Source organism: Nonomuraea sp. C10 (assembly GCF_008017515.1).
GTDB classification, from domain to species: domain Bacteria; phylum Actinomycetota; class Actinomycetes; order Streptosporangiales; family Streptosporangiaceae; genus Nonomuraea; species Nonomuraea ferruginea.
In genome coordinates, this window is sequence record NZ_VPFF01000001.1 from 6,404,810 (window position 1) to 6,419,759 (window position 14,950).

Below are 14,950 nucleotides of genomic sequence, written 5' to 3' on the forward strand. Positions count from 1 at the left end.
TCAGGAGGTCACGCCGTGATCGTCGCATTCTCCATCACCCCGCTCGGCGTCGGCGAGGGGGTCGCCGAGCCCGTCGCCAGGGCCGTCAAGGTCGTGCGGGAGAGCGGGCTGCCGAACCACACGGATGCCATGTTCACCACCGTCGAGGGTGAGTGGGACGAGGTGATGGACGTCGTCAAGCGGGCCGTCGACGCGGTGGCGGAGGTCGCTCCCCGGGTGGGCCTCGTGCTCAAGGCCGACCTGCGCCCCGGCGTGACGGACGCCATGACCGGCAAGGTGGAGTCGCTGGAGAAGCACCTGGGCTGAGTTCGAGATATGTCTTGACCGCTCCCGAGACGCGACATATCGTGACCATCGCGATATTACTCGTGCCTCGGGAGGTCGTCATGACGTACCACCGTGTCCCTGTCCTGATCGTCGGCGGCGGCTACGCCGGTCTGAGCGCGGCCCTGCTCCTGGCCTGGCGTGACATCCCCGTCATGCTGGTCGAGCGGCGGCCCGGCACCTCGCTCCAGCCCAAGGCGTTCGGCGTGAATCACCGGGCCGTCGAGTTGCTTCGCTCCGTCCCCGGTGTCGAGCAGGAGCTGTGCGACATCTGGGCGGGCATCGGCGACAACCTGCGCATCGCCATCGCCTCGGCCCTCGACGACCCCGACCCTCAGATGATCGTCTCGGACGAGCGGGAGGAGTTCGCCTTCATGGCCGAGGCCACTCCCGCCGCGCTCGTGGGCGCACCGCAGGCCGAGGTCGAGCGCATCCTGCGGGAGCGCGCCGAGGATCTCGGCGCCGACCTGCGGTTCTCCACCGAGCTGGTCGCGCTCCACCAGGACGGCGCGGGCGTCACCGCCACCGTCCGCTCCGGCGACGGGCCGGTCACGGTGCGCGCCGACTACGTGGTGGCCGCCGACGGCTACCGCAGCCCACTGCGCCGGAGCCTCGGCATCCCCGTGACGGGCAAGGGCGAGCTCGGGCGGATGTGCTCGATCATGTTCGACGCCGACCTGTCAGGGCTCGTACGAGAGCGCGAGGTGACGCTCTGGTACCTGCGGAACGACGCGATGACCGGCGTGATCCTCACCGGCACCGGGGTCGGCGCCCACGTCCTCGCGGTCAACTACGACACCGGCGCGGGCCGGAGCGAGGCCGACTTCACCCCCGAACGCTGCGTCGAGCTGGCCCGCGTCGCCACCGGCGTGCCCGACCTGGCGGTGAAGCTGCTCGACCGGACCAGCTTCGCCATGGCGCACGTGCTGGCCGGGCGCTACCGCGAGGGCCGGGTGTTCCTGGCCGGGGACGCGGCCCACACCATGCCGCCCACCGGCGGCCAGGGCGGCAGCCTCGCGCTGCAGGACGGCGCCGACCTGGCCTGGCGCCTCTGGCTGGTGATCAGCGGTCAGGCGGGGCCGGACTTCCTGGACTCCTACGACGCCGAACGCCGCCCGATCGGGGTCATGACCGCCGACGCCCAGCTGGCCAACCTCGGCATGCGGATGCCGCCGGCCGCCCGCGTCGGCTATCCCGAGCCGCTCGGCGACCCGCAGGGCGCCGTCCTCGGCGCCCGCTACCACTCCACGGCCGTCATCGAGGATCCGGACGACGACGGCTCCCTGCTGGAGGACCCGCGCCACCCCACCGGCCGGCCCGGCAGCCGGGCCCCGCACGTGCCGCTGACCTGGGAGGGCCGCCCGATGTCCACGATCGACCTGTTCGGCTGCGGGTTCGTGCTCCTGGCCGACGGCGAGGGCGGGCAGTCCTGGTCCGACGCGGGCCGCCTGGTGTCCAGGCGCCTCGGGGTCGCGCTGTCGAGGGTCGTGCTCGGCCACGACGCGGTGGACGTCAAGGGCGAGTGGCGGTCGCGGTACGGCGTCGGCGCGGGCGGGGCGGTCCTGGTCCGCCCGGACGGCTACATCGCCTGGCGCGCCCCCGGCCCCGCTCCCGATCCGGCCGCCACGCTGGAGTCGGCCCTGCGCCGCGTTCTCAGCCGCTGACGGGAGACCGCCAGGCCGCCATCGAGGGTCCTCATCTACGACCACGGCGGCAGGAGGGTGGTCGTCGGCCTGCCCGCCATCCCCTGAGGTCAGGTGGCGAGCAGGTGTTCGCGCTCGCCGGTGAGGTCGCCGAGGCGCCGGGTCAGGTCGGCCTGGCCCTGGGCGAGCGTCCGGAGCGAGTCGTCGATCCAGGCGGACATCTCGGCCACGGCGGTGCGGGTCCTGTTGATGCGCTGGTGCTTGAGCGCGTCGGTGATGATGTTGTCGAAGAAGACGTCGGCGAACCAGCGGGTGTCCACCTCCGGCATCTTCGGCCGGACGGCCCAGCCGAGGTCGGCCAGCTCCCTCGCGAACGTGTCGAGCGCCTGCTGGGCCTGCCACGTGGCCTGGTCGGCGGTGACGAGGTGCTCCCGCTCGACGGCGTCGGCGAAGACGCCGCCGCCGAGCATGTCCCAGGTCGAGGCGCCGCGGGCGTGCTCCAGCTGCGTCAGCACGTGGCCGACCCACTGCCCCGCCGCCTTGCCCGCCTGCACGGCCTCGTCGTGCTCGCGCAGGTCGGCCTGTGTGTCGGCCATCAGGCCCGACAGCTCCATGAGGCGCCGCCCGCGCTGGTCGCCCCGCTCGACGAGGAGGCGCTCCTTCTCGGACAGCAGCCGCTGGTAGTCGTCGGCGGCCCCCGCGGTGGCGGCGAGGTCGCGCTCCGTCTCGCCGAGGTCGCCGGTGAGGGCTTCCAGTCTCGCGCGCTGGCCGTCGAGGCGCTCCCCCGCGAGCGCCGCCTCGGCCCGCTCCCGCGTGAGGCGCTCCTCCCTGGAGCCGGTCAGCCTGGCCATGAACGCGGACAGGCCGCCCTCCAGGCGTTCGACGTCTCGCCGCTCCTTGGCCAGCTGCTGCTCCAGCTCGGTCACCAGGTCGGCGACCTCCCGGATCTGCCGCCCGAGCGAGGAGCGCCGCGCCGCCAGGTGGTCGAACCAGCGGACTCGGTCGTGTGCCTCCCTCAACCTGCGGTCGAGGTCTTCGAATGGGTCCACATCAGGTCCTACGAACGACCGGCCCCGGTCGTTCCCCCGCCGGAGGGCGTCAGGCCGCGATGGAGGTGACGGCGGCTCGGGCGGGGGCCTGGGTGGCGCAGAGCCAGTCGTTGAGTGAGCCGGTGAAGCCGGCCGGGGGGCCGACCTTGAGGTAGGTGACGGGGCCGGCGTCGCCCGCCGGGCCGACCTTCAGGCGTCTGATGCTGCCGCCTCCGGGTGAAGGGGCCGGCGCGCAGGGGGTGAGGCGGACGCCGAGAGGGGCGGGCGGGAGGGGGAGGTGGTCGTCGATGGCTCGGCGGCGGGCCCCGGGGTGGGCGGCGGCGAACGCGAGGTGGCCGGCGACCAGGCGGGCGGCCACCGTACGCAGGAGGTTGGTGGCGCACAGGGTGTGGGCGCAGGCCGCGCCGTCGAGGGTGATCTCCGGGAGGGCGAACCTGCGCAGCCCGCGGGAGGTGACCATGAGGCCGTCGCAGGCGCCGGCGCCCGCCGGGTCCCACGGCGAGCAGGTGGCGTCGGCGTGGACCTGGACGTCCCAGCCGAGCCAGCCGTCGGCCAGGTGGAAGGCGGTGGGCTCCGGGTCGCGGGCGGGCAGGACTGCGCCGGTCAGCGGGTCGGCCAGGAGGCCGCCGTACGCCTGGGCGAGGGCGCGGGCGACGGCCCTGGCGGCCTGGACGGCGGCCGGTTGGTCGTGGGGCGGAGCGGCGGAGGAGACGGTGAGGTGCTGTCTGGAGCGGCGCAGCAGGCGGCGCTCGCCGGGGGTGAGGGCGACGGCGGCGGGTTTCCACGGGGTGGGGTGGTGGGTGAGCCGCAGGCGGCGGGAGCCGAGCGCGGCCATGGCGGCCTTCCTGTGGGGGCCGGTCAGCTGCCAGGGCTCGAAGGCGCCGCCGACGAGCGTGACGACGAACAGGGACGTCAGGGTGACGGGCAGGGGCAGGACGATCTTCACGAGGGCCTCCGGTGGTCGGGACCCCAGGATGGGCGAGAGCGCGCCGGGCACGCGGGCACGAACCAGGTTCTGGGGATGACGAGCGCGGAGCGACACCCCCTGTGGACGACCGCCGGCCGCCAGTCGGACCCCCGAAGAACGGACCGGGTCACCGACCGCAGAGCTGGTCGACGCAGGAACGGATCGGGCCTTCAGCCGGAAGGGCGGTGGACCACCAGGGACTGGCCCGGGAGCCGTACCCCCTGCCCGTCCTCCGCCACCGGCTCGTCCGACGACAGCAGCAGCCCGCCCAGCGGCACCGGCACCGTGACCGTGTCCGTGCTGAAGTTCACGCTCACGCACACCTCGCCCCGCCACACGACCAGCCACTTCCCCGCCGGATCGGTCTCCACCCTGACCCGGTCGAGGCGCGGGTCGGTCAGTTCGGGCAGCGCCTTGCGCAGCGCGATCAGGTCGCGGTACCAGCACAGCAGCGACCAGTGCGCCTCGTCCTTCAGCTCCTGCCAGTCGAGCTTGCAGCTCAGGAACGTCTCCTCCGCCGACGGGTCGGGCGCCTCCCATGTGTAGCCGAAGCCCTCGAACTCCTTCTCCCTGCGCCCTCCCTCGCTCTCGCGCAGGTGGGGCTCGGCGTGGTCGGAGAAGAACAGGAAAGGCGTCCCCGCCCCCCACTCCTCCCCCATGAACAGCATCGGCGTGAACGGCGAGGTCAGCAGCAGGCCCGCGCCGAGCTTGAGCGCGGGCATCGGCAGCCGGTCGCCCATCGGCCGGTTGCCGATCTGGTCGTGGTTCTGCAGGCAGGCGACCAGCCGGTGGCCGGGGACGCCGGTGTAGGGCCGGCCGTGGGAGCGGCGACGGAAGCTGGAGTAGCCGCCGTCGTGCAGGACGCCGTCGGTGAACACCTTCGCCAGGGCGGACAGCCCGGCGAAGTCCGCGTAGTAGCCGTGGGTCTCGCCGCTCACCGCGGTGTGCAGCGCGTGGTGCACGTCGTCGTTCCACTGGGCGGTCATGCCCAGGCCGCCCGCGTCCAGGGAACGCACCATGCGCGGGTCGTTCAGGTCGGACTCGGCGATCAGCGTCAGCGGCCGGCCGGTCGCGCACGACAGCGCGTCCACCTCCTCGGCCAGCTCCGCCAGCAGGTGGGTGGCGCGCTTGTCGTGCAGCGCGTGCACGGCGTCCAGCCGCAGGCCGTCGACGTGGTAGTCGCGCAGCCACTGCAACGCGTTCTCGATGAAGTAGCGGCGCACCACGTCGGAGCCGGGCCCGTCCAGGTTGACCGCCTCACCCCAGTAGCTCCCCTCGAACCCGCCGAAGTACGGGCCGAACGGGTGCAGGAAGTTGCCCGACGGCCCCAGGTGGTTGTAGACCACGTCGAGGATGACGCCGATGCCGGCCCGGTGGCAGGCGTCGACGAAGGTCTTGAGCCCGTCGGGCCCGCCGTAGGTCTCGTTCACCGCGTACAGGTCGACCCCGTCGTAGCCCCAGTTGCGGGTGCCGGGCACCGGCGCGACCGGCATGATCTCCACGAAGTCGACGCACAGCTCGACGAGATGGTCCAGCCTGCCGGCGGCGGCCTGGAACGTGCCCTCGGGGGTGAACGTGCCGATGTGCAGCTCGTAGATCACCCCGCCGCGCAGGTCGCGGCCCTTCCAGTCGTGGTCGGACCAGGTGTAGCGGGCGTGGTCGTACACGGCGCTGGGCCCGAAGACGCCCTCGGGCTGCCGGCGGGAGCGGGGGTCGGGGTAGGGGCCGTCGCCGTCGATCACGTACGCGTAGCTGGTGCCGTGCACGGCGTCCGGCACGTCGAGCGACCACCAGCCGTCCGTCCCGGCGGACAGCCCGCGCCGCTCGCCCAGGACCAGGACCTCGACGGCCGTGGCGTTGGGGGCCCACACGTCAAAGATCATTTCGCTCCAGGAGTGCGACGGGAAGGGAACCGAGCAGGTGGGCCAGGGGGACCCGGCCGGTGTGCACGCCGCCGCCGAACAGGTCGCGCCAGGTGCCCGGCGGCAGCGACAGCGTGGTGCCGCCCCAGCCGCCGCGCCGCTCCAGGCCGACGGGCAGCCGGGTGGCGACGGCGACGGCCCGCGCGCCGACACCGGTCCCGGTGGGGTCGTCGCCGCCTCGGGCGAACGCGATCACGTGCTCCGCCGCCGCGCCGTCCGCGCGCAGCGGCGTGTACGGTGCGGCGGGGCCGACGCGCCGGCGCAGGCGCAGCGCCTGGGTGGTGACCCGGAGCTTGGCGGCGTCCCAGGCGGAGGCGGGGGTGCGCGGATATGTGACGGGCCGCCGGTTGTCGGGGTCGACCAGGGAGAAGTCGGTCGTCTCGTTGCCCTGGTAGACGTCGGGCACGCCGGGCATCATGAGCTGCACGAGCTTGGCCCCGAGCGAGTTCGCCATCGCGTAGCGGTCGATCCGCTCGGTGAACTCGCCGACCGGCAGCCGCACGGCCGCCTCGGCGAACGCGCGCAGCCCCCGCTCGTAGTCCGGGTCGGGGCGCACCCACGAGATCGCGGTCTTGGCCTCGCGCGCCGCCTTCAGCAGGTAGTCGGTGAACCGGCCGGCCGAGATCGGCCAGGCGGCCATGAGGTTCTGCCAGGCCAGGTAGTCGAGCCGGCGGTCGAAGGCGACCTGCGCCGACCACTCCGACACCGCCTTCTCCCACTCCTCGGGCAGCTCCGACAGCACCGAGAGCCGGGCCCGCACGTCCTCCGAGCGCTTGGTGTCGTGGGTGGACAGCGTGGTCATGGTGTGCGGCGGCATGGCCGCGCAGTAGTCGTGGAACTCCTCGACCGGCACGCCGAAGTGGTCCGGCTCCCACCCGACCTCGTTCAGGCACGACAGCGGGAACCACCGGTAGAGCGCGGTGTCCTCGACCCCCTTGGCCATGACGGGACCGCAGGCCTGCTGGAACCGGGTGATCACCTCGGGCGGCCCGTGCAGGACCTGCTCGACGAGCGGGTGGACGGCGGAGGAGCAGACCGCGGCCGCCCCCTCGACGATCTCGACCGACACGGCGGGCGGCGGCTCGCCCGGCACCACGTACGCCCGGTAGACCGGCATGGCGGCGAGCAGCTCGGCGACCGCCGCCGGGTCGCAGGAGGCGGCGCGGGCCAGCCGGTTCACCTCGGCGCCGAAGAACAGGTCGACGACCTCCTGCTTGGCCAGGGTCATGACCTGCCGGTAGTCGGCGGGCTCGCCGGTCAGCCGGGTGAACAGCTCGACCAGCGGCCGCTTGCCACCGGGGTCGACGAACAGGCCGGTGACCCGGTTGAGCGTCTCGTAGCCGGTGGTGCCGTCGCACGCCCAGTCGGCGGGCAGCCGCTCCTCCCCGATGAGGATCTTCTCCACGACCGTCCAGGTGCCGCCGGACCTGGCGCGCAGCCGTTCCAGATAGCCCCGGGGGTCGGCGAGGCCGTCGGGGTGGTCGACCCGCAGCCCGTCGGCCAGCCCTTCGTCGAGCAGCCAGAAGATCACCTCGTGGGTGGCGAAGAACACCTCCGGGTCCTCGGCCCGCAGCCCGATCAGGGTGGACACGTCGAAGAAGCGCCGGTAGCCGGGCCCCTCCCGCCAGTCGACCAGCCGGTAGTGGCCCGGATAGGGGAACTCGTGCTCGTGGTAACGCAGCACGTCGCCGTCGACGACCGGCTCGGTGTCGTCGCCGAGCACGGGCAGCGCGACCTTGCCGTCCTCCCACTCGATGTCGAACCAGCGCGCGTACGGGGACTCCGGGCCGTCCTTCAGCACCGACCAGAACGCGGCGTTCCTGGTGTTCATGTGGTTGGGCACCAGGTCGAGCACGACGCCGAGATCGTGCGCCGCGAGCTGCTCGGCCATCTCGCGGAAGCCCTTCGCGCCGCCGAACTCCTCGCGGATCCTGGAGTGGTCGGTGACGTCGTAGCCGTGCAGGGAGCCGGGCGTCGCCTGGAGGATCGGCGACAGGTAGACGTGGCTGACCCCGAGGTCGCGCAGGTAGCCGGCGATCTCCGCCACCTGGGCGAAGCCGAAGTCGGGGGTCAGCTGCAGCCGGTAGGTCGAGACGGGCCTGGTCAGGGAATCAGACACGGCGCAGCACCCGCACACTCCGCCCCGGCACCGCCACGCCCTCCCCGGCGCGGCACATGCGCACGTCCAATCTGATCGGCATCGCGGTGTCTATCTCGGTCTGCCACATCTCGCCGTAGTCCTTGGGGATCGTGAAGCGGATGGTGTCGTGGTGCGCGTTGAACAGCAGCAGGAACGAGTCGTCCCTGATGGGCCGGCCGCGCCGGTCGGGCTCGGTGATGGCCTCGCCGTTGAGGAAGACGGCCAGCGACTTGGCGTAGCCGACGTTCCAATCGCTGTCGGTCATCTCCTCGCCCGACGGGGTGAGCCAGGCGATGTCGCTGAGCCCCCGTACGGGCTTGCCGTAGAAGAACCGCCTGCGGCGGAAGACCGGATGCTTCTTGCGGAGCGCCGCCAGGCTCTGGGTGAACTCCAGCAGCAGCCAGTTCTCCCGCACGTCCGACCAGTCGACCCAGGTCAGCTCGTTGTCCTGGCAGTAGCCGTTGTTGTTGCCCTGCTGGGTGCGGCCCAGCTCGTCGCCGTGCGACAGCATCGGCACGCCCTGCGACAGGAACAGCGTGGTCAGGAAGTTGCGCTTCTGCTGCTCGCGCAGGGACTCGATGGCCCAGCCCGCCGGGCCCTCCGCGCCGCAGTTCCAGGACCGGTTGTCGTCGGTGCCGTCGCGGTTGCCCTCCTTGTTGGCCTCGTTGTGCTTGTGGTCGTACGAGACGAGGTCCCGCAGCGTGAAGCCGTCGTGGCAGGTGACGAAGTTGATCGAGGCGGCGGGGCGGCGGGTGTCGGCCTGGTAGAGGTCGCTCGACCCGGTGAAGCGGGAGGCGAACTCCGGCATCGTGGCCGGCTGGCCGCGCCACAGGTCGCGGATGGTGTCGCGGTAGCGGCCGTTCCACTCGGTCCACCGCGACGGGAAGTTGCCCACCTGGTAGCCGCCGGGCCCGACGTCCCACGGCTCGGCGATGAGCTTGACCTGCGACAGCACCGGGTCCTGCTGCACCAGGTCGAAGAACGCGCTCAGCCGGTCGACCTCGTGCAGCTCCCGGGCCAGCGTCGAGGCCAGGTCGAACCGGAACCCGTCGACGTGCATCTCGATGACCCAGTAACGCAGCGAATCCATGATCATCTGCAGCACGTGCGGTGAGCGCATGAGCAGGCTGTTGCCGGTGCCGGTGGTGTCCATGTAGTAGCGCTTGTCGTTGTCGACCAGCCGGTAGTAGTTGGGGTTGTCGATGCCGCGGAAGCCCAGCGTCGGCCCCAGGTGGTTGCCCTCGGCCGTGTGGTTGTAGACGACGTCCAGGATGACCTCGATGCCGGCTTCGTGCAGCGCCTTCACCATGGCCTTGAACTCCAGCACCTGCTGGCCGCGCTGCCCGGTGCTGGAGTAGCGGTTGTGCGGCGCGAAGAAGCCGATCGAGTTGTAGCCCCAGTAGTTGGACAGCCCGCGCTGCTCCAGGACGTGGTCGGTGACGAACTGGTGGACCGGCATCAGCTCCAGCGCCGTGACGCCCAGCTTCGTCAGATGGTCGGTGATCACCGGATGGCCGAGCGCGGCGTAGGTGCCGCGCACCCGCGCGGGGATCTTCGGATGGCTGATGGTCAGCCCCCGCACGTGCGCCTCGTAGATCACCGTGTCGTGGTACGGGGTCGCCGGCGGCCGGTCGTGACCCCAGCCGAAGAACGGGTTGACGACGATCGAGCGCGGCACGTACGGGGCCGAGTCGAGGTCGTTGCGGGTGTCGGGATGCCCGAACCGGTAACCGTACGCCGCCTCGTGCCAGGTCACCCCGCCCTCGATCGCCATCGCGTACGGGTCGAGCAGCAGCTTGTTCGGATTGCAGCGCAGCCCGTGCGCCGGGTCGTACGGACCGTGCACCCGGTAGCCGTAGCGCTGGCCGGGGCCGATGCCCGGCAGGTAGCCGTGCCAGATGAAGCCGTCGACCTCGGTGAGCTTCACCCGCTCCTCGCGGTTGTCCTCGTCGAACAGGCACAGCTCCACGGCATCCGCGACCTCGGTGTAGAGCGAGAAGTTGGTGCCGGCGCCGTCATAGGTCGCCCCGAGCGGGTAAGGATCTCCCGGCCAGATTTCGATCATCGAGGCTTCCTCCCGGTCCCTCCCATGTTCCGTTCCCCCGCCCTACCGGACAAGCCCGGCCTCGTTTCCCGGTGACGCGACCAGTACCTTCCCCTCGTTCCGCTCCGATCACCTCGTACGGGCGAGCGGTGAGCCGCCCGGCTCACCGCCGGCTGGACGGTTCACGGGGAACCGCGGGCCGAAGCCCTCTCGTACGGGTCCGGATCCCACGCCCGGGGACGGCGGACCACTTCCAGCATGACCCGGTGCGGAGTGCGCGGATGCGGGCATACCACCACGTCGGCCGCCCAGCACGCCCCGGCGATCCTCTCCCGGCCTCTTTCGATGTCCGCCACGGTGATGCCGGCCCGGCACCACACCCACACCCGCTCCCCGAACGGCGCGGGCGCGCACCACAGGATGGCCGGGATCTTGCCTCGCCTGCTGACGACGTACGCCTCGACGAACCCGACCCGGATCCGGTGCGCGGTGACCACGCACCGGATCCGCCCCCACACCTCCGACCGCGCGGGCGGCCAGAGGGCGACCATCACGAGCACCGCCGCGATGGCGATCAGCGCCGGCCCGGTGGCCACCGCCACCGCGTACGCCAGAGCCACGGCGGCCCCCGCGGCGCCGGCCTCGTACCGCCACCGCCACAGCACCACGAGGGGGTTGGGCCGGGACACCGGGGTGGTGGCGTGGTTCAGGCCGGCCAGGAGTTCGCGCTCTAACACGGCCGCACGCGCCCCGACCCGAGGCAGCGCGGGCACACACCACTCCGCGTGGCGCCCTCTCCCTGACAGGCGGGGCAGCGGACGTACGCACCGAGATCCGGATTGCGGTAGACGCGCGTCAGCGGCGCCGGCCGGCGCACCTCCCAGCCCTGGGCACGGGCGCGCGCGTCGAGATCGTCGAAGGCCCAGCCGTCGAGCGTCTCCAGCACCCGGCTGATAAGGCGCCGGATCGGGTTGGCCGGTGCCCGGGTAACGGTAATAAGCTGCATGGAGTCGTCCTCTTGCTCTGACAGCGGCGGATGATCGTTCAGCTGGGCCGGTGCGGCAACATCGGCCCAGCTTCGTGTGTGGGCGCCTGGTCGGGGATCCGGAGGGGCACGCATGAGGTCTCCTGGGGAAGTAGTCGGCATCTGTATGGGCTTGTACCCGTCTGTTGGCAATTACCAATGGAACATGACGGTGACGTTTGCCTTACTCACATGCCTTTGGCAAAACAAAGCAGTAGGATCGCCGCACGACACGAAGAGGTGGTCGGACATGACGGGTGCCAACTCGGCGGCGACGATGGACCGGTCATGATGGCCGGCGCCAACCCCACACTCCGCCAGCGCCAGCTCGCCAACCGGCTGCGCGATCTGCGGCACGACTCGGGCATGAGCATCGCCGAGGTCGCCGAGGCGCTCCTCTGCTCCGCCGCCAAGATCAGCCGTATCGAGACCGCCCAGCGCCGGGCGAGCCTCCGCGACGTCCGCGACCTGTGCAGGCTGTACGGGGTCGAGGACCCCTCCGAACTGATGGCCCTGGCCAAGGACGCCCGCGAGCAGGGCTGGTGGCAGGACGGCGAGGACGTGGACTTCCGGCCCATCCCCGGGCTGGAGAACGACGCGATCGCGATCTCCGAGTTCGAGACCACCACGATCCCCGGCCTGCTGCAGACCGAGGACTACGCGCGGGCGGTGATCCAGGGCTTCCTCCCCCAGATCGATCCGTCCGTGCTGGAGGATCGGGTCGCCTACCGGATGAAACGGCAGAACGTGCTGCGCAAGGCGAAGCCGCCACGCTACTGGGTCCTGCTTGACGAGTCGGCGCTGCACCGCCACATCGGGGGCGAGCAGGTGATGGCCGATCAACTGGGCCAGGTCGCCGAGATGGCCGCGGCGCCGCACGTCACCGTTCAGGTGGTGCCGTACACCGTGGGCGCGCACATGGCGCTCGACAGCGCGTTCATGTTGCTGGAGTTCGACCCGAGCGCGGGTGTGGCCGACACCGTCTACATGGACACGCTGGCCGGTCAGATCTTCCAGGAGAAGCCGGCCCAGCTCGCGCGCTTCCGCGAAGTGCTCAATCAACTCCGCGCGGTGGCCCTCAGCCCGAAGGACTCGATCGCCCTCGTACGTCAGCGGAGTGCGGCGTTCCGATAGCAGGAAATGGCTAACTATCTGCGTAATGTGCCAATGTCAATTACCTCGAAAGCGATAGTGTCGTGCCCCTCACTATCGCACCATGGCAGCCCCTCTCACGCCGAGCGGCTGCCCGACATTGACCTGGAGAGGCACATGACCTCGCTTCCCCGGCCGGAGCTCACCTGGAAGGTGTCCTCCCGCTGCAACAACGGCAGTTGCATCGCCGTGGCCCCGCTGCCTGACGGCGGCATCGCCGTCCGCGACACCAAACAAGCCGATGGTCCCATATTGAGCTTCTCCCGCGACGAGTGGAGCGCATTCATCGGACAGCTCAAGCGGAGCTGAATCAGACTTCACATGAAGGGCGGGTCCTGCGACGGGACCCGCCCTTCATGTCTTACGTGCGCACATTTCGGGGTATGGCTCAGCCCGACGTCCGCAGGCAACCTGTTGAGAGGTACCGCATGGGTTCCCCCCAAGGTCCCGCAAGGCCGACCTGGCTCTCATGCAACAACGGAAATTGCGTACAAGTGGCGCAATACGATGACAAAATCCTCATTCGCGACAGCAAGGATGCCGAAGGCGCGACGCTCTCGTTTGATCGCGAGGAGTGGGAAGAGTTCCGGGACGCGGTCAAAGCCGGACGCTTCGACGCCGTCTGAAACCCCGTGTTGACCTGTGCTTGGCCGCCTACATACGGTTGCCTGCTATGGCTGGTTTCAGAAAATTCCTGCTGCGCGGCAACATCGTCGAGCTGGCGGTGGCCGTCATCGTCGGCGCGACCTTCAGCGGGCTCGTGCAGGCCCTCGTCCGCGACCTGATCACGCCGCTGATCGGCGCCGTCACCGGGGGGCGCCAGCCGGACTTCGCGCAGTACTCGTTCACCGTCAACGGCAGCGAGTTCAAGTACGGCGACTTCCTCAACCACCTGATCACCTTCCTGATCATCGCGGCGGTGGTCTACTGGCTGGTCGTGCTGCCGATGACGCGGCTCGTCACCCTGTTCGACCGCGACAAGGCGGCCACCACGAAGGAGTGCCCGGAGTGCCTGGGCGAGATCCCGATCGAGGCCCGCCGGTGCATGCACTGCACGATCCAGCTGGTGCCCGAGACGGAGAAGCCGGCCGCCACCACGTAGCGACGCCACGCCGGGCGGGCTGCGTCAGGGCGCGGTTTCGGCTCGGTTCCAGCTGGTACCCCATCAAGTGCGGCCTTGGTCCGACAAGATGGACGGGTGAGCGTTGAGTTGATGGTGTGGGACGCGCCCGTGCCCGTCTCCAGGGACCAGGCACGGGCCGCCTATCTGGAGGTCCGCAAGGGCGAGCCCGTTCAGAGGGAGCTGCCGGAGGTCGCCAAGGAGCTGCCGGGCACCGTCACCGTCTACGGGGACCACGTGCTGGTGACGATGGACCTGGAGACCATGGACGAGATGTCGGCCCAGGTGTTCGAGGTCGCGCGCGCGTACGGGCTGGTGTGTTACGACCCGCAGCGCGACCTCGTCCACAACGTGGCGCCGCTCGGGGTCTACCAGGGCATGCAGCTCCACACCGGCGACGGGCTCATCGTGCACGATCCCGATCTGGGGCTGGTGCACGACGTGCTCGGCACCATGTCGCCGCAGAACCCGTTCGTGGCGCTGGTGACCTTCGGCCACCACTTCATCCAGGTCTCCCCCGGCTACGAGCTGGAGTACAAGGAGGGCGCGATGGTGCGCGCCGAGGTGGCGGAGCTGGAGGAGGTGCGGCGCGCCTTCCACGAGTACGCGACGGGCGAGCGGGGCTTCCTCAGCCGTCACTCCTGGTCGGCGGTCTGAAGCACCTCGCGCAGCAGGGCGGGGTCGACGTTGCCGCCCGACAGCACCGCCACCGTCAGCCCGCGCGGCAGCTTGCCCGACAGGCGGGCGGCCGTGGCGACGGCGCCGCTCGGCTCGGCCACCAGGCGGCCGGCGGTGGCCAGGTGGCGCATGGCGGCGCGGATCTCGTCCTCAGTGACGGTGACGACGGCGTCGACGTGCGCGCACAGGTGGGCGAAGGTCAGCTCCGACAGCTCGGCGCGCAGGCCGTCGGCGCTGGTGCGGAACGTGCGGGCGGGCTCCCAGGTGATGAGCCGGCCGGCGGCCAGGCTCTCGGCGGCGTCGGCGGCCAGTTCGGGCTCGACACCGATCACGGCGGCGCGGGGGCGCAGCGCCTTGACGGCGGCGGCGATGCCGGAGACGAGCCCTCCCCCGCTGACCGGCACCGCGACCACCTCGACGTCGGGCAGGTCGGCCAGGATCTCCAGCCCGATCGTGCCCTGCCCGGCGATCACATCCGGATGGTCGTACGGCGGCACCAGCGTGAGTCCGCGCCCGGCGGCCACCTCGGCGGCGGCGGCCAGGCGCCGGTCGGGCGGCACCACGACGAGCTCGGCGCCGTGGCGGCGGATGGCGTCGGTCTTGACCCGGGGCGTGCCCTCGGGCACCACGACCACGCAGGGCACGCCGAAGCTCGCCGCCGCGTAGGCGAGGGCCTGGCCGTGGTTGCCCGATGAGTGGGTGACGACCCCGGCGGGGCGCAGCCGGGCCACCGCGTTGTAGGCGCCGCGGATCTTGAACGAGCCGACCCGTTGCAGGCTCTCGGGCTTGACCAGGAGGTCTCCGACCGGCACCAGCGGGGTGCGGACGACGACCGGCTCGATCCGCCCGGCGGCCGCCCGGATGTCCTCGACCGTCACCAGTTCCAT

Annotated in this window: 15 protein-coding genes; 7 read left to right on the forward strand and 8 right to left on the reverse strand. The window is 71.2% G+C overall.

Annotated features, from left to right (window positions below; genetic code table 11):
- Nucleotides 1-15 precede the first annotated feature (15 nt).
- Nucleotides 16-306 (forward strand): MTH1187 family thiamine-binding protein, encoded by a 291-nt coding sequence (locus FR742_RS29395; protein WP_148033945.1) that lies wholly within the window; start codon nucleotides 16-18, stop codon nucleotides 304-306.
- An 80-nt stretch (nucleotides 307-386) separates the two neighbouring features.
- Nucleotides 387-1,988 carry an FAD-dependent monooxygenase gene (locus FR742_RS29400; protein ID WP_148033946.1) on the forward strand — a complete coding sequence of 534 codons (1,602 nt, stop codon included), beginning with the start codon at nucleotides 387-389 and terminating at the stop codon, nucleotides 1,986-1,988.
- 89 nt (nucleotides 1,989-2,077) lie between these two features.
- Here the strand turns inward: FR742_RS29400 and FR742_RS29405 are convergent, their stop codons facing one another.
- The 7 genes from FR742_RS29405 to FR742_RS29435 form a co-directional block, all read right to left on the reverse strand.
- Nucleotides 2,078-3,016 carry a hypothetical protein gene (locus tag FR742_RS29405; RefSeq protein WP_148033947.1) on the reverse strand — a complete coding sequence of 313 codons (939 nt, stop codon included), beginning with the start codon at nucleotides 3,014-3,016 and terminating at the stop codon, nucleotides 2,078-2,080.
- Nucleotides 3,017-3,065: 49 nt separating this feature from the next.
- Complete coding sequence (locus tag FR742_RS29410) at nucleotides 3,066-3,962, reverse strand: hypothetical protein (RefSeq protein ID WP_148033948.1); 897 nt, start codon at nucleotides 3,960-3,962, stop codon at nucleotides 3,066-3,068.
- A gap of 191 nt (nucleotides 3,963-4,153) precedes the next feature.
- On the reverse strand, nucleotides 4,154-5,866 hold the full coding sequence (treZ, locus tag FR742_RS29415) for a malto-oligosyltrehalose trehalohydrolase (protein WP_148033949.1): 1,713 nt from the start codon (nucleotides 5,864-5,866) through the stop codon (nucleotides 4,154-4,156).
- Nucleotides 5,856-8,024, reverse strand: coding sequence for a malto-oligosyltrehalose synthase (gene treY / locus FR742_RS29420; RefSeq protein ID WP_222709076.1), 2,169 nt, complete (start codon nucleotides 8,022-8,024; stop codon nucleotides 5,856-5,858). The genes treZ and treY overlap by 11 nt, the downstream gene beginning before the upstream one ends.
- Nucleotides 8,017-10,110 carry a glycogen debranching protein GlgX gene (glgX, locus tag FR742_RS29425; RefSeq protein WP_148033950.1) on the reverse strand — a complete coding sequence of 698 codons (2,094 nt, stop codon included), beginning with the start codon at nucleotides 10,108-10,110 and terminating at the stop codon, nucleotides 8,017-8,019. The genes treY and glgX overlap by 8 nt, the downstream gene beginning before the upstream one ends.
- Before the next feature lie 161 nt (nucleotides 10,111-10,271).
- On the reverse strand, nucleotides 10,272-10,826 hold the full coding sequence (locus tag FR742_RS29430) for a hypothetical protein (protein ID WP_148033951.1): 555 nt from the start codon (nucleotides 10,824-10,826) through the stop codon (nucleotides 10,272-10,274).
- Nucleotides 10,820-11,095, reverse strand: coding sequence for a hypothetical protein (locus tag FR742_RS29435; protein ID WP_148033952.1), 276 nt, complete (start codon nucleotides 11,093-11,095; stop codon nucleotides 10,820-10,822). Before FR742_RS29435 ends, FR742_RS29430 begins: the two co-directional genes overlap by 7 nt.
- Before the next feature lie 306 nt (nucleotides 11,096-11,401).
- Here FR742_RS29435 and FR742_RS29440 point away from each other — a divergent pair, with 306 nt between their 5' ends.
- From FR742_RS29440 to FR742_RS29460, 5 genes are all read left to right on the forward strand, one after another.
- Nucleotides 11,402-12,247, forward strand: a complete 846-nt coding sequence (locus FR742_RS29440; protein ID WP_261808808.1) for a helix-turn-helix transcriptional regulator — start codon at nucleotides 11,402-11,404, stop codon at nucleotides 12,245-12,247.
- A gap of 135 nt (nucleotides 12,248-12,382) precedes the next feature.
- Entirely contained in the window at nucleotides 12,383-12,574 is a 192-nt protein-coding gene (locus tag FR742_RS29445; RefSeq protein ID WP_148033953.1) for a DUF397 domain-containing protein, read from the forward strand.
- Nucleotides 12,575-12,693: 119 nt separating this feature from the next.
- Nucleotides 12,694-12,891, forward strand: a complete 198-nt coding sequence (locus FR742_RS29450; protein ID WP_148034897.1) for a DUF397 domain-containing protein — start codon at nucleotides 12,694-12,696, stop codon at nucleotides 12,889-12,891.
- A 47-nt stretch (nucleotides 12,892-12,938) separates the two neighbouring features.
- Nucleotides 12,939-13,367 (forward strand): large conductance mechanosensitive channel protein MscL, encoded by a 429-nt coding sequence (mscL, locus tag FR742_RS29455; RefSeq protein WP_148033954.1) that lies wholly within the window; start codon nucleotides 12,939-12,941, stop codon nucleotides 13,365-13,367.
- A 96-nt stretch (nucleotides 13,368-13,463) separates the two neighbouring features.
- Nucleotides 13,464-14,042 carry a hypothetical protein gene (locus FR742_RS29460; RefSeq protein ID WP_261808809.1) on the forward strand — a complete coding sequence of 193 codons (579 nt, stop codon included), beginning with the start codon at nucleotides 13,464-13,466 and terminating at the stop codon, nucleotides 14,040-14,042.
- Here FR742_RS29460 and FR742_RS29465 read toward each other — a convergent pair.
- Entirely contained in the window at nucleotides 14,021-14,950 is a 930-nt protein-coding gene (locus FR742_RS29465; protein WP_148033955.1) for a threonine/serine dehydratase, read from the reverse strand. The two genes, FR742_RS29460 and FR742_RS29465, sit on opposite strands and share 22 nt — an antisense overlap.